Origin of the sequence: Planococcus notacanthi (genome assembly GCF_030407825.1) — a bacterium.
GTDB classification, from domain to species: domain Bacteria; phylum Bacillota; class Bacilli; order Bacillales_A; family Planococcaceae; genus Planococcus; species Planococcus notacanthi.
In genome coordinates, this window is record NZ_JASDCQ010000002.1 from 313,287 (window position 1) to 326,884 (window position 13,598).

Genomic DNA, 13,598 nt, shown 5'->3' on the forward strand with positions numbered 1-13,598 from the left:
TTTTTCTGTTGGAGACCAGTAAAAAGAGATGACTGCGCATGAATAAAACCCTTGTTCAAGATAACGCAATCGTGAATATCAACCCGTGGCGCATGCTCACTTGGCTGCTGATTGCCCAGATTATGGTGGCATTTGTCGGCCGAAGCCTTGCGCCATTGGGAGTGCTGATTGGAGAAGATTTGACGCTGACCAAAGCGCAGATCGGCATGCTTCCGGCAGCATTATTTCTGGGGCAGTCTTTGGTGGCGATTCCGGCCGGCTTTATGGCCGACCGGATCGGCTCAAAAAAACTGCTCTTTCTTTTGTCTTTGTGTCTGGGACTGTCTTTCATCCTCATGACCGTCACTTCGATTTATGCGGTGGTGCTGTTCCTGGTGGTGCTCGGCGGAGTTGGCTATGGGACCATGCACCCGACGTCCAATAAAGGCATCATCTACTGGTTCGCTGAAAAACGTGGAACCGCTATGGGCATCAAGCAAATGGGTGTCACGCTTGGTTCCGCATTGGCTGCTCTCTTGATGCTGCCGGCTGCAGTAGCCTGGGGGTGGCGTCCTGTGCTGTTCGGCGCCTGTGCGCTGTTGATCATCACCGGTATTCTTGCCTGGAGGTTCTATCAGGACCCTCCCGCCGCAGAGAATGTCGGCACGGAAAAACCGGCCCGTCTGCTTGCCTCGATCGTTCAAATGTTCAAGGAGAAGCCGTTGGTGCTGGTCAGTCTGGCCGCGATGGGGCTGAGCGGCAGCCAGCTGATCCTGAACACCTACATTGTGCTGTTTGCCTATGAACACCTGGGCATCAGTCTGGTGCTTGCGGGCATGCTGCTGGTCATTTCCGAAGTCAGCGGATCGTTCGGGCGCGTTGCTTGGGGGATCATCAGCGATAATTTATTTGCCGGCAAGCGGATCATCGTATTGGTCATTATTGCATCCTTGTCGATTCTGACTTCACTGGTCATCAGCCAGCTGCCGCATGGAACTTCGTTTTGGGTCATGGTGCCGATTACGGTGGTGTTCGGTTTCTGCATCTCCGGCTTCAACGGCATCTGGATGAATGCCGCAACGGAGCTGGTGCCGATTCAGCAGGCAGGCATCGCCAGCGGTTTCAGCCTGATGCTCGGTTCATGGGGCGTCGTCATCGGCCCGCCTTTGTTCGGCTATATCGTCGATGTCACCGGCACCTTCACATTCGGCTGGCTGTTCCTGGCGCTTATGCTCGCAGCTGTCATTGTGCTGCTGCTTATGGCAATGGCCATCGTGAAAAAAGAAAAACAGAAGCGGGAAACTTGAAAGTAACGCCCACGAACTTCAAATGGAGGAATTCGCATGAATATAGACCTGAGGGAAATCGATACACAGCAAGCTTATAAATTGATGTCCGGTTCCGTCGTGCCCCGTGCCATTGCCTGGGTTTCGAGCATCGATGCGGAAGGGCAGCGCAACCTTGCGCCGTTCAGCTTTTTCACCGTCGCTTCCCGTAATCCGCCCATGCTGTGCATCTCGGTCGGGCCGGGTGTCGGGGAACGGGAAGGCACCATCAAGGACACACTGGAAAATATCCGCTCGCAAAAGCAGTATGTCATCAACATCGTCAATACCGAACTGGGCAACGAAATGCACGAAAGCGCCAAAAATTTCCCCAGTGACGTGGATGAATTCGAAGCCGCCGGTGTGACTGCAGCTGACAGCGTATCGGTCGTTCCACCGCGTGTCGGGGAAGCGCCCATTTCCTTCGAACTGGAACTTGATCGCATTATCGAACTCGGCAGCGACCACCTCATTCTTGGCAGGATTGTCCATTACCACATCAAAGACGATTACTACCTCGGCAACTACAAAGTCGATCTGGAAAAGCTGAAGCCGCTCGGCCGTCTGGCCAACCGCTATAGTGAAATGCAGGGGCTGTTTAGTTTACCGAGGGAGGAATGAAGAGAGGCGGTAACTGTGGGAAAATTGGAATCACTCATTAGAGCGAAAGAAATGAAAGTGCTAATTTAAACAAATTAGTTCAGAAAAATTTCATTTGTGTAAAACAAGAAAGCCCAGTTGGAGCGGTTTATCACCGTCCCTGCTGGGCTTTTTCAGGAGATTGTAGCATGAGAGACGAAAATCTCTAAACTTTTGCCGCCCAAATCTCTATTTCAACTTTGATTTCCGGCAAGCCTAATTCCGTAAGATAACCAATCGTCATTGCAGGGTAGTCTTCGCCGAACAGCTGCGACCATTCGGTATACATAAAGTCCCAATCAATCTTTTCTGTCGCCCATATGTTAACTTTGATGATGTTTTCCGCGCTGAGCTGTTCTGCCTGCAAAACTTTTTTGATGTTATCGAACGTATTGGTGAGCTGCAGATTGAAGCTCTCTGGCAGTTCTCCGGTTGATCCGGTGCCGATTTGTCCGGAGGTCACATACAGCTCTGCGTTTCTGGGGATTTTAGTGATATGCGTGTAATTGCCGACGGGATCGGGCATGCCTTCGGGATTTCTTCGGGTGATCTTGTTGTTTTCCATATTCACTAGCTCACCTTCTTCATCTTATTTATTCCAGATTGTATTCGTCTGTTCCTTCTCATTCACCGTCAGCTGAAAAACATCCGGACGTGAATAATGGCCGGATACGTCAAAGTCGAACTGGCTTTCAACGATTTGATCCAGGTCGAGTTCCGCGTATAGGATCGCTTCTTCTCCGTATACCGGTTCAACGATCAGTTCGCCCAGAGGACCGGCGATGCAACTGCCGCCGCGGGACATTTCTTCGGGCAATTCTTTGAATTCCGTGCGGGAAGCGATCTCTTCCGGATACATGGATTTGGTCGAGTACTGGTTGCAGGACAGCACGAAGCAGCGGCCTTCAGCAGCCACATGGCGAACGGTAGCTGTCCAGGTGTCACGCGCATCGGCAGTGGGCATGACATAGATCTGGATGCCTTTTTCGTACATGGCGGCACGCGCCAAAGGCATGTAATTCTCCCAGCAGATCAAGGCGCCGAGACGTCCGTACGGTGTATCGAAAACCGGCAAAGTACTGCCATCTCCTTGTCCCCAGATCAAGCGCTCGGATCCCGTCGGTTTCAGCTTGCGGTGCTTGCCGAGCAGTTCGCCGGCAGGTCCGAAAAACAGAGCGGTGCAGTACAGGGTGCCTTGGCTGCCGGCTGTGTCTTTTTCGATGACGCCGATGACGACATAGGCATCTGCCTGCTTCGCTGCTTTCCCAATCGCTCTTGTTTCAGGGCCTGGAGCAGTGATGGAGTTGTCCCAATAGCGCCGGAAATCTTTGCGGCCTTCCGGGGAACGGCTGCCGACGACTGCACCAAACGACATGCCGCGCGGATAGGCGGGAATGAACGCTTCAGGAAAGACAATGATTTTGGCGTCTTGCGCTCCCGCTTCTTCGATTAAACGAACCGTCTTCAATACACCTTTTTCCTTGTCCATGATTTCAGAGCCGGCTTGAATGACGGCTACTTTGAATTTCTTGGTTTTTTCCATCGATTTCATCCTTTCGTAACTTATTCTATTCTATCATTGTTATAATATTCGTAAAATGAAACAAGGAAACTGGATTTTAATATCACTAGGAGGTACCAGGATGAAACCCAAAGTTTATATTGCACGGCCTATCTCAAAAGAAGTGGAAGAATATATAGGAGAGCATTGCGATTACCGGAAGTGGGAAGGAAAAGGAAAAATCCCGCAGGAAGTCCTGATGGAAGAACTAAAAGATGTGGAAGGGGTGCTCGTGCAAAACGCATCCGTGACGAATGAATTGCTGGAGCAGGCGCCGAAGTTAAAAGTCATCAGCAACTCGGCAGTCGGCTACGATTCATTTGACCTGAAAGCGATGAAACAGCACGGGGTACTCGGCACGCATACGCCATTCGTGCTCGATGAAACGGTGGCGGATTTGGCATTCAGCTTAGTGCTTGCCACGGCAAGGCGGGTGCCGGAGCTGAACAATATCGTCAAACAAGGAAAATGGGGAAAGCAAAAAGATTCCCGGCAATTCTTCGGCACGGACGTGCATCACGCGACCATGGGCATTGTCGGCATGGGCCGCATCGGGGAGAAGATTGTCAGACGGGCGAGACTCGGTTTTGAAATGGAGGTCCTCTACAACAGCCGGACCTCGAAGCCTGAACTTGAAGAAAAATATGGCATCGTCTACAGTGAGCTCGACTCTCTCTTGGAAAAATCCGATTTCGTCGTATTGATTGTGCCATTGACGCCTGAGACCCATCACTTGATGGGCGAGGAGCAATTTAAAACAATGAAAGACAGTGCGATTTTGATCAACTGTGCCAGAGGGGCAGTGGTGGATGAAAAAGCCTTGATCGAAGCTTTGGAAAAAGGGGAGATCTACGGAGCGGGACTCGATGTCTTTGAACAGGAACCGGTCTCACCGGACAATCCGCTCCTGCAGATGGATCAAGTCGCCGTCCTCCCGCATATCGGATCGGCCACAGAAAAGACCCGCGCTGCCATGCTGATGAAAGCGGCGGAGAATTTGGTTGCGGGCGTGACTACTGGGGTTCCTGAGAATGTGGTGAAGGAATTGCAGGGGCTGTTGGAGGATGAAGCAATCTAATTTAAACCGAAATGGCCAAAGAAGCTAGATAAATTTCTTTGGCTTTTTCTATTTTTTATTTTCAGAATATATTTTTTACTCTCTCAGAAAGAAACTCTCAGAAAAATAGTTGTGGAAGAGCTCGCCGGATTAATCATATTTTTAATCATCAGAGCTTATTGAGTGAAATCTACAATATAAAGTAATTCAAGGGGAGTTTAGTACAGAGGTTCTAGTGAAAGGTGAATCACTTTTTATGCTGGATTATAATAAGGGGACTAAAGCATTGATAGAAGAATAGAAAAAAGTATAATAAATTAAATTAATTGTAATATAGTTATATAAGACATAAAATAAGAACTAATGTTCCTTTTAATTAAATGTATAATTATTTTAAGGGAAAGTATACAAATTTTATTAGGCAATAAAAATACCATACTTATGTATTATGTTATTATTGTAAATATGTTATATTTAGTAAAAAAGAATTAGTTCTGCGTTATAAATGGTTTTTAGAAAATTAAATTAATTAATAGGAATCTTAAATATTATTTTAAGGAGAAATGAAATTGAAAGTTGTAGATTTATTTTGTGGAGCCGGAGGGTTCTCAGAAGGATTTTATAGAGCAGGATTTGAAATTGTTAGAGCTTATGATATATGGGGCCCAGCTATTTTAACTCATAATATGAATCATTCAAATGGAAAACCAGTTGCTTTAAGAGGAGATATACATCAAATTGCTTGGGCCGATGATGAGGAATTTGAAAATGCTATTCCAGATTCAGAAATAATAATTGGCTCTCCCCCTTGTATTGCTTTTTCTAATTCTAATAAATCCGGAAAAGCTGATAAAGAAAAAGGAGTAACTTTGATTAAAGCTTTTCTAAGAATTATAGCTAGAAAAAAATTCAAAGAAAATAGCAAATTAAAGTATTGGGTAATGGAAAACGTAGGTAATTCAGAAAAGTACGTTAAAGATTATTATACTATGGAAGATTTAGGTCTCGAAGGACTAACGGATGCTGTGCTTCATGTAAAAGGAGATACTTCAAAACTTTATAATATGAAATATTTTGGAGTACCGACAAATCGTATTCGTTATATTTGTGGAGAATTTCCTGAAGTAAAAGAAACTATTAAAGAAAGTGAAGTAATTTCTTTAGGTAGTATTCTAAGTAATCTTGGCCAACCTTCGCCACATAATTATAAAAAGTTAGATGAGAAAGTCACCGACTTGGTTTATGGGATTGAATTATCTAGAAATGAACTTTCCGATCACCACTATATCAGTGAGATACCAGAATTTGAATGGAAAAAAGCTGAGAGACAGAAAACTGATAAGGGTTATATGGGAAGAATGGCTTTTCCGGAAAGAATTGAAAAACCCGCTCGGACAATTATGGCTACACTTTCCAGAGCATCTAGAGAGTCAATGATTTTTCCGTTAGAAAATGAAGTTAATAGATATAGAGTCCCTACAATCAGAGAAGTTGCAACCTTAATGTCCTTTCCTATAGATTTTCGCTTCTATGGAGACAATGAATCAGTGAAGTATAGAATGGTTGGGAATGCTGTTACCCCAAAGTTTTCTTATGAGTTGGCGAAAGCCATTCGTGAAAATTCTAAAGAAAGAATGCTTCCTGAAAATATAGATTTAACAGATGGTTTTAGTTCTTTAAGAGTTTTTGATGAAAAAATTCCATTTGTAAACCTTAATGGAAATATTCTTTCTATAAAAGAAGAAAAAACTAAAAAGCCAGATGCAAAATATAAGTACCATGTACCTTATTTAATTGAAAAAGCTTTTCGTGTAGAGCTAAACAATTTTAAGGATAATCATGGAGCTATAAAGTGGGAAGTTTCGATTCATAGGAGTCAAGGCAAAAATGCAGAAGTTTTTAAGGATGTATCTATACCAAATGAGATTTTTGAAAGAAATAATCTAAATAATTTTAGCGAGTTTATAGACGAGATAATTTCGGAAATTAGGAGTTCCGAAAATTTGCAGTATAACTTTTGCAAAACAAAAATAAATCGCAATACGGATATGGGCCCAGATGAAATGCTTCAAAAAGTTAAAGATTATGTCGGCTTCTTTAATGAAGAACCAGTAAAAATTGCTGATGTTAATAAACCTGTACCATATAAAATATTGGTAGCTTATTATATATTAAATAATATTACTAGGGGGCTTAATAATGCAGAGAATAATACTAGAAGAAAAACTGCGAATTAAAAAACTGCAAGAAATAAAAGATAGCCAAACTCCTATCATGACTGGGGTCAGAATACCTTATAAAGGAGAAGAAAAAGAGTTCTCTGTCTACAGAATTCCTTTGAATTTTCTTGTCTATAATCCATATAATGGGCGTATAGGTACAAAAGTAAAAACTTTTGAAGTAAAGTCACATAAATTAGATCCTGAAAATCCTAAAGACGTGGAGATTATAGAGGCATATTTATGGGAGTCCAAACCTGATAGAAATAAAAAAACAATGGAAAGTTTAATTAAACTTAAACAGCAAGAGTATGGGATAGTTTCACGTAATGGCTTTATTATAGACGGTAATAGAAGAGCTTCTCTATTGAATCGGATTTTTAGTGAAAGAGAAAAATACTCAAAGAAACATGACGTGAGCCATTGTGAATATTTTAACGCGATTATTTTGGAAGAAGACGCTGACAAGAAAGAAATTTTACGTCTAGAGACAACCTATCAGATGGGAATGGATGAAAAATTAGATTATAATGCAACTGAAAAATACCTTAAATGCAAAGAACTTCAAGCAGTAGGCTTTTCTATATCGGATATAGCGGGAATGATGAGCGAAAGTGAAAGTACCATTAAAAAGAATTTAGAAATTTTAAGCTTAATGGATTTATATTTGGAACATAATGACTATGAAGAGATGTATTCGATGTTAGAAAAGCGTGAAGGACAGTTCGTTGATTTGAATAGTTACGTAAAAGCATATGAAAATAAATCAGGCAATGCAAAAACAAACTGGGCACCAGATCAAAATGATATTAACGATATGATTGGAATAAGTTTTGATTATATAAGAGCTCAATATGAAGGTAAAGAATTCCGTTATATCAGTCAAAATGGAAAAGGAAATTTACCAAAAAGTTTTTTCGCTAATGAAAAAATATGGAATGATTTTAGTGAAAATCATAGTGCTATAGAAAAAATTGATGAGCTTTCAGTATCAGAGTATCTTGATAAAAAAGGAGTTAAGCAAGATATAAGCGCAGTCTTAGCTGATAGAGATAAAGAATGGGTTAAAAAGGCTAAACCACTATTAGAGAAAAATCTTGGTGTTTCAAAGCGTGACCTCGAAAACACTCAAGAAGCAGACAAGCCGCAGGAACTATTACAAAGAGCTAAGAAGGCTTTAGAGTTAATCGATGATTCTCGATCAAGCTTTTACACAGAAGAAATTAAAAACTTGGTAAATGAAATTAACAGTATGTGTTGGAACTTCAAAAAAGCCATTGAAAAGGAATTAAAGAAGAATGGCTGAGTTAAAAATTATATCTAATGATACTCAATATCTAATATACGGCGATATTTCAAAAGTAATAGATAAAAAAATGTCATTACATTTAAAACGAAGTTTTAAAGCCAACATAAAGTCTGACCTAATAGAAATCCCCATTAATGGTGATAAGGTGATTTCATTGCTATCAGATTTTTTTAAGAAAAAAGGAATCCGTTTAATTCTTGATGAAGAAAGTAGTTCTGATTTAAGTGAATTATATGAAGAAGAAGAGAATTTCCGCCAATTTTCTCTCAAAGCCAAAGATATTTGGGAAAATAATATTGAAATGGATGAATTCAAGCATTTTTGCTCAGTAATTGAAAATGGTATGCAAAGGAAGTTGTACAAATTACAACTTTTAAGTGCCTATCATTTAGCTTTTTCACAAAATGCTTGTAATTTCTCAGTACCTGGAGCAGGGAAAACAAGTATAGTTTATGGTGCTTATACTTATTTGAAATCGTTTACAAACTCTCATCCCAAATCAGTAGACAAAATTTTAGTGATTGGTCCATTAAGTTCTTTTGGTCCATGGGAAAATGAATATCAAGAATGTTTTAATAGAATACCAAATGTTAAAAGAATATCAGGAGGAGTACTATCGGCAATAGAAAAAAAACAATATTTTCATTCTAGAAATCCTGCCGAGTTAACTTTAATCTCTTATCCAGGAATTCTTAATCAAATGGAAAACCTTCAGTACTTTCTGAAGAACAATAAAGTTATGGTCATTATAGACGAAGCCCATAAAATAAAAAATACGAGTGGTGGACAAATCGCTGATAGTGTTTTAAAACTGGCTCCATTTTGTCGTGGGAGAGTTGTTTTAACAGGGACACCTGCTCCAAACGGATATCAAGATTTATTTAATCTCTTTAAGTTTATTTGGCCGAATAAGGATTTAATACCATTTAGTGTTCTTCAGCTTGATGACATGACAAAAGGTCAAAGTGACCCAAGGGTAGACGTATTAATAGACAAGTTAAGTCCTTATTTTGTACGTATAAAAAAATCAGATTTAGGACTACCTGAAAAAAAGGAAAACGATCCTATACTAGTTGAAATGGATAAATCACAAGAGTATATTTACAGAAAAATTGAAAAAAAAGTTTTGAGTTCTTTGAAAGATGAAGATTTTGAAGACAGTTTTTTGAGTAAATTACAAAAAGCAAAGTTAATAAGATTGATGCAAGCCGCGTCAAATCCAAAGTTGTTATTGAAGCCCTTAATTGATGAGTACGGAACTTCAATTAATGATTCGTTTATCGATGATGATGATGATAAGGAACTGATAGAGGCTATTTATAGTTACGCGGATGCTGAGAAGTTTCCAAATAAGTTTTATGAAGCGTATAAAATAATAAAACAATTAATTGATAACAAAGAGAAGGTCATTGTATGGGCTTTATACGTAGATACAATTCATTCTTTTCAAGATTTCTTAGAGTCGAAGAATATTGAAACCAAAATATTATATGGCAAAACAAAAGTGGAAAGTGAAAATACAAATTTAGATGAAGATACAAGAGAAAGCATTATCAGAGATTTTCATGTGCAAGAATCGTCTTTTAAAGTAATTATTGCAAATCCATTTGCTGTGGCTGAATCGATTTCTCTTCACAAAGCCTGTCATAATGCTATTTATTTAGAAAGAAACTTTGATGCTGCACGTTATGTTCAGTCAAAAGACAGAATTCACAGGTATGGCTTAGATTATGCAACAATAACTAACTATTATTATTTAATGTCAGCAAATACGATTGATGCCACTATAGACAGAAGACTTCAAGAAAAAGAGGATTTAATGATTAGAGTAACAGAGAGTCAAGACATACCCCTTTTTAGAAATAATGACGAAGATATGGATGATAACGATATAAAGGCGTTGATAACAGATTATGCCAATAAATCTTAAAAATCATAAAAGTTATTTAGAATTAAAATATATAAAGATGATTTTTATTTTTTTAGAAAATAACTCCTGTAATATAGCTCAATTAAAGAATTTTTTTCGAGAAAATAAAAAAATTTCTCTAGAAATAGACGATACTTTATCTTTACTAGTATTTGCTGATTTAATTCATATACAATCAGATGGGAAACTTATAGGGAAGAAAAATTACGAAGAAAGCAATATAATAAAAAAAATTCTGTGGCACTTAAGTCGAAATAAAATAGCTATCATAAATAAAAATAAAGAGGAATATGATTTATTTATCAGTTATCCTTATTACGCAATTAGAAATTTTTTAATCACATCTAAAGTCATCGAATCAAAAAATCGAAATAATTATCAAGTTAAACCGGGTTTCGAAAATATGTTAGAAGATATTCTCGATAGAAAGGTGAGTCAACTCCAACTTGAAAAAACATTAATTAATAAAGCTGAATTAGGAAAAAAAGCGGAATTATATGTTATTGAATATGAACAGAAGAAGTTTCCTGAAAAAATAATTGAGCATATTGCAATAGATGATGTTTCTGCAGGATTTGATATTAAATCTTACATTGACATACAATCAATGGAGTTTGATAAATTTATTGAAGTAAAGTGTATTAGTGAGAGAGACGTATTTTATTGGTCGCGTAATGAAATAGAAACAGCACGTCTTCTAGGGAATAATTATTCACTGTATTTTGTTAATAGTTCATTCGATGAAGAGCCAGTGGAAGTGATTAATCCATACGAGAAACTGTATTTAAATAAATCGGTTCCATTTACAGAAGAAACTAGAAGCTATACATTCAGTGTGGTTTCTCAATTAGAATTATAACCTACGTTTTTGGGATTCTTTTGAAGCCTTATTCTATTAGAAAACTAAGTGGTAGAGAAATTGTAGGGCGAATATATTTATGGCGTAAAGGAGATGGAATAAAATAATTGTTGATATTATATTAGGAGATACAATTGATACATTTTTTTTGATAAAAGAGTTAAAAGATTATGGGGCAGATAATATAGCAGTCTTAGATTATGATTATCTTGGTGATTATGAAGAAAGAAGAGGAGCTACTTATATATCGGCAAGCTATGCTCCATTCTATATAAAAAAGTTTGATTCAGTAAACTATTATAAATCTATGTATATATATCCTGGAATGAGCAACTCTATAGCTTCCCACTTAAAAAAAGAAGAAGAATAGAGTTTAAATTTGAATAACATTTTTCACAGTATCCTTTTCCCATACAATCTCCTATCTCTAAAGTAACCAGACACTTATTATCCCAGCGAGAGTCCAGAATAACTTTAGAGGAGGGCGAAAAATGAAGGAATACTACCTGAAGAAAATCCAACATCCGCAAGAAGGCGAACTCTATCAATTCCTGGAGCTGGACACTGAAACCGGTGAAGAACAGGCTATCGATCCATTCGAATCAGGAATGCTGCAGCTTCATGCAGAAACCGAGCCGGAAGTTGAAATCTTTTCCATCACGTCGAAGCGCGGAGCGGATGCGACCGGGTTTTACCGGGGAGAGAAATTCGTTGTGCAGCGGGGCTCCAAGTTTGCAGCGTCGACTTCGCCGAAATGCCCGAAAAAGTACGTGAAACTGCGGGAGAACCTGGTGCTGGATAAGCTGCTCATACCATTTGAGCATCAATTCCTGCTGATGGAGGACACTGAATTCACTTCGCCGATGATGGCGATGGGTGCGGTGATTGGCGGTTGGGTACGCGGGTCGCACGATTGGAAAGAAGCAAAAGGGAAATAGGCATGGATACACAAAAAAGCGGAAGGGCTAAAATCAGCCTTTCCGCTTTTTGTGTTTTTCAAACATTATTCGTATTGCCCGAACCTACAACTTAACAATAGTCCGCCCTAAATGCTGCCCATTCTTGATGGCGTCAATCGTCTCAGCCAATTCTTCAAGGGGAATTTCTTTCACCAGCGTCGTTTGGGTGATGTTCCAGTCGTTGGCCATCTTCTCCCAGATGCTGCCGCGTTTCTCGATTGGTACGTTGACCGAATCGATGCCGAGCAGGTTGACCGCTCTCAGGATAAACGGCAGTACCGTAGTGTTTACCGGAAGGCCGCCTGCGTTGCCGCACATGCTCATGCTGCCGCCGTAGGAAATTTGCGGAATCAATGCAGAAGCGACGTCTCCGCCGACTGTGTCCAAGACAAAGTCGAAGCGGGTCTTGGCGAGTGGTTTCTTAGCGTCTCCCAGCTCGTTCGCAAAAATGACCGTGTTTGCGCCGAGTGTTTTGGCGACGTCCACCTGATTCTCTTTCCGCACCAATGCGGATACGTTTTTATAGCCGATTTTTGAGAGGATCTGCACAGCGATGCTGCCGACGCCGCCGGTTGAGCCCGTCACCAGAACTTCCGGGTTGTCTGCAACGTCCATCCCGCTCTTTTCAAGTGCAAGAACGGAAAGGGCCGCCGTGAATCCGGCCGTGCCGAACACCATGGCATCCTTCAAACTCAAATTCTCGGGTATCGGCACGATCCACTCGGCAGGGACGCGTGCATATTCCGAAAAGCCGCCTGTGTGGCTCATGCCCATGGTGAAGCCGGTCACAATCACTTCCTGTCCTTCTGTGAAGCGCGCGTCTTTTGATTCGGCGACGGTGCCGCTCAAATCGATTCCCGGAATCATCGGGTAATTCCGGATAACGCCTGAATTTTTCTGGACTGCCAGCATATCTTTGTAGTTGATCGACGAATAGGCGACTTTGATCAGCACATCCCCTTCAGAAAGCTGATCGGTGTTGATCTCCTCCAAGCCATAGACGACCTGGTCTTCCTGTTCCTTTACTCTGACGGCTTTGAATGAATTCACCATAATTGCCCCTTCCCGTATCTTGGTTTTGCAGTGAAACTGCTGTAATACAAAATCTACCATTGTAAAGTGGACACCGTCAATTCAGAGGGACCGGACGACATTGCCTTTTCTGACTAGCACGGCATGAAAATGATAAGCTGTACACAAGGAAATGGTATATTTACATAAATTCAATTTATACAAAAAGGAGAGCCGATTATGGAAACAGTTTATTTGGCGGGCGGATGTTTATGGGGTGTCCAGGCGTTTGTGAAGACTTTGCCCGGAGTCAAATCCACAGAAGCGGGAAGAGCGAATGGAACGAGTCAGACGCTGGAAGAGGATTATGACGGATACGCGGAATGCGTCAAAACGGAATTTGATCCGTCGGTTGTCAGCATTCAGGAACTGATGGGGCACTTATTTGAAATCATCTATCCTTACAGTGTGAACAAGCAAGGGGAAGATGTTGGCGAGAAATACCGGACAGGCCTGTACAGCGAAAATCCCGTCCACTTAAAAGAAGCGCAGGCTTTTATTGATAAAAGAACTGATTCCGAGCGGATTGCTGTGGAAGTCTTGCCTCTAACCAATTACGTGAAGAGTGCAGTGGAGCATCAGGATCGGCTGGCCAGATGTCCGGATGATTATTGCCACATCCCGGAAGAAATAATGAACCGTTATAAATAAAAAATTCTCCCTCACTCTAAAAGGAATATTTAATTGAGA

At 40.6% G+C, this 13,598-nt stretch carries 13 protein-coding genes; 10 read left to right on the top strand and 3 right to left on the bottom strand.

The window, feature by feature from the left end; translation table 11 throughout:
* Nucleotides 1–38 precede the first annotated feature (38 nt).
* Both QMA01_RS09040 and QMA01_RS09045 read left to right on the top strand, forming a co-directional pair.
* Nucleotides 39–1,286, top strand: a complete 1,248-nt coding sequence (locus tag QMA01_RS09040; protein ID WP_290214798.1) for an MFS transporter — start codon at nt 39–41, stop codon at nt 1,284–1,286.
* A 36-nt stretch (nt 1,287–1,322) separates the two neighbouring features.
* Nucleotides 1,323–1,925 (top strand): flavin reductase family protein, encoded by a 603-nt coding sequence (locus tag QMA01_RS09045; RefSeq protein WP_290183766.1) that lies wholly within the window; start codon nt 1,323–1,325, stop codon nt 1,923–1,925.
* 184 nt (nt 1,926–2,109) lie between these two features.
* Here the strand turns inward: QMA01_RS09045 and QMA01_RS09050 are convergent, their stop codons facing one another.
* Together QMA01_RS09050 and QMA01_RS09055 are read right to left on the bottom strand one after the other, a co-directional pair.
* A complete protein-coding gene (locus tag QMA01_RS09050; RefSeq protein ID WP_290214799.1) occupies nt 2,110–2,508 on the bottom strand; it encodes a RidA family protein in 399 nt (132 codons plus the stop codon).
* A gap of 24 nt (nt 2,509–2,532) precedes the next feature.
* Nucleotides 2,533–3,486, bottom strand: a complete 954-nt coding sequence (locus tag QMA01_RS09055) for a carbon-nitrogen hydrolase family protein (protein ID WP_290214800.1) — start codon at nt 3,484–3,486, stop codon at nt 2,533–2,535.
* 100 nt (nt 3,487–3,586) lie between these two features.
* Between QMA01_RS09055 and QMA01_RS09060 the strand changes: the two genes are divergently transcribed.
* The 7 genes from QMA01_RS09060 to QMA01_RS09090 all read left to right on the top strand — a co-directional run bounded on the left by QMA01_RS09060 (nt 3,587) and on the right by QMA01_RS09090 (nt 11,816).
* Complete coding sequence (locus tag QMA01_RS09060) at nt 3,587–4,582, top strand: 2-hydroxyacid dehydrogenase (protein ID WP_290214801.1); 996 nt, start codon at nt 3,587–3,589, stop codon at nt 4,580–4,582.
* Nucleotides 4,583–5,130: 548 nt separating this feature from the next.
* Nucleotides 5,131–6,798: a DNA cytosine methyltransferase gene (locus QMA01_RS09065; RefSeq protein ID WP_290214802.1), complete on the top strand. Its 1,668-nt coding sequence runs from the start codon at nt 5,131–5,133 to the stop codon at nt 6,796–6,798.
* Nucleotides 6,761–8,086: a hypothetical protein gene (locus tag QMA01_RS09070; RefSeq protein WP_290214803.1), complete on the top strand. Its 1,326-nt coding sequence runs from the start codon at nt 6,761–6,763 to the stop codon at nt 8,084–8,086. Before QMA01_RS09065 ends, QMA01_RS09070 begins: the two co-directional genes overlap by 38 nt.
* Nucleotides 8,079–10,019, top strand: coding sequence for a DEAD/DEAH box helicase (locus QMA01_RS09075; protein WP_290214804.1), 1,941 nt, complete (start codon nt 8,079–8,081; stop codon nt 10,017–10,019). Before QMA01_RS09070 ends, QMA01_RS09075 begins: the two co-directional genes overlap by 8 nt.
* Nucleotides 10,003–10,878, top strand: a complete 876-nt coding sequence (locus QMA01_RS09080; RefSeq protein ID WP_290214805.1) for a protein NO VEIN domain-containing protein — start codon at nt 10,003–10,005, stop codon at nt 10,876–10,878. Before QMA01_RS09075 ends, QMA01_RS09080 begins: the two co-directional genes overlap by 17 nt.
* Nucleotides 10,879–11,026: 148 nt before the next feature.
* Nucleotides 11,027–11,248: a hypothetical protein gene (locus QMA01_RS09085; protein WP_290214806.1), complete on the top strand. Its 222-nt coding sequence runs from the start codon at nt 11,027–11,029 to the stop codon at nt 11,246–11,248.
* A 121-nt stretch (nt 11,249–11,369) separates the two neighbouring features.
* The gene (locus QMA01_RS09090; RefSeq protein ID WP_290214807.1) at nt 11,370–11,816 is read left to right on the top strand and encodes a DUF4357 domain-containing protein; all 447 of its coding nucleotides are present in this window, start codon (nt 11,370–11,372) and stop codon (nt 11,814–11,816) included.
* A gap of 84 nt (nt 11,817–11,900) precedes the next feature.
* Here the strand turns inward: QMA01_RS09090 and QMA01_RS09095 are convergent, their stop codons facing one another.
* Complete coding sequence (locus tag QMA01_RS09095) at nt 11,901–12,887, bottom strand: YhdH/YhfP family quinone oxidoreductase (protein WP_290214989.1); 987 nt, start codon at nt 12,885–12,887, stop codon at nt 11,901–11,903.
* A gap of 201 nt (nt 12,888–13,088) precedes the next feature.
* Here QMA01_RS09095 and QMA01_RS09100 point away from each other — a divergent pair, with 201 nt between their 5' ends.
* Nucleotides 13,089–13,559 carry a peptide-methionine (S)-S-oxide reductase gene (locus QMA01_RS09100; RefSeq protein ID WP_290214808.1) on the top strand — a complete coding sequence of 157 codons (471 nt, stop codon included), beginning with the start codon at nt 13,089–13,091 and terminating at the stop codon, nt 13,557–13,559.
* Nucleotides 13,560–13,598: the final 39 nt, after the last annotated feature.

What these genes read in the sequence shown, in the direction of transcription:
- QMA01_RS09040 (WP_290214798.1), top strand. Translation starts at nt 39, where the DNA reads ATGAATAAAACCCTTGTTCAAGATAACGCAATCGTGAATATCAACCCG.
- QMA01_RS09045 (WP_290183766.1), top strand. Translation starts at nt 1,323, where the DNA reads ATGAATATAGACCTGAGGGAAATCGATACACAGCAAGCTTATAAATTG.
- QMA01_RS09050 (WP_290214799.1), bottom strand. Translation starts at nt 2,508, where the DNA reads ATGGAAAACAACAAGATCACCCGAAGAAATCCCGAAGGCATGCCCGAT.
- QMA01_RS09055 (WP_290214800.1), bottom strand. Translation starts at nt 3,486, where the DNA reads ATGGAAAAAACCAAGAAATTCAAAGTAGCCGTCATTCAAGCCGGCTCT.
- QMA01_RS09060 (WP_290214801.1), top strand. Translation starts at nt 3,587, where the DNA reads ATGAAACCCAAAGTTTATATTGCACGGCCTATCTCAAAAGAAGTGGAA.
- QMA01_RS09070 (WP_290214803.1), top strand. Translation starts at nt 6,761, where the DNA reads ATGCAGAGAATAATACTAGAAGAAAAACTGCGAATTAAAAAACTGCAA.
- QMA01_RS09075 (WP_290214804.1), top strand. Translation starts at nt 8,079, where the DNA reads ATGGCTGAGTTAAAAATTATATCTAATGATACTCAATATCTAATATAC.
- QMA01_RS09080 (WP_290214805.1), top strand. Translation starts at nt 10,003, where the DNA reads ATGCCAATAAATCTTAAAAATCATAAAAGTTATTTAGAATTAAAATAT.
- QMA01_RS09090 (WP_290214807.1), top strand. Translation starts at nt 11,370, where the DNA reads ATGAAGGAATACTACCTGAAGAAAATCCAACATCCGCAAGAAGGCGAA.
- QMA01_RS09100 (WP_290214808.1), top strand. Translation starts at nt 13,089, where the DNA reads ATGGAAACAGTTTATTTGGCGGGCGGATGTTTATGGGGTGTCCAGGCG.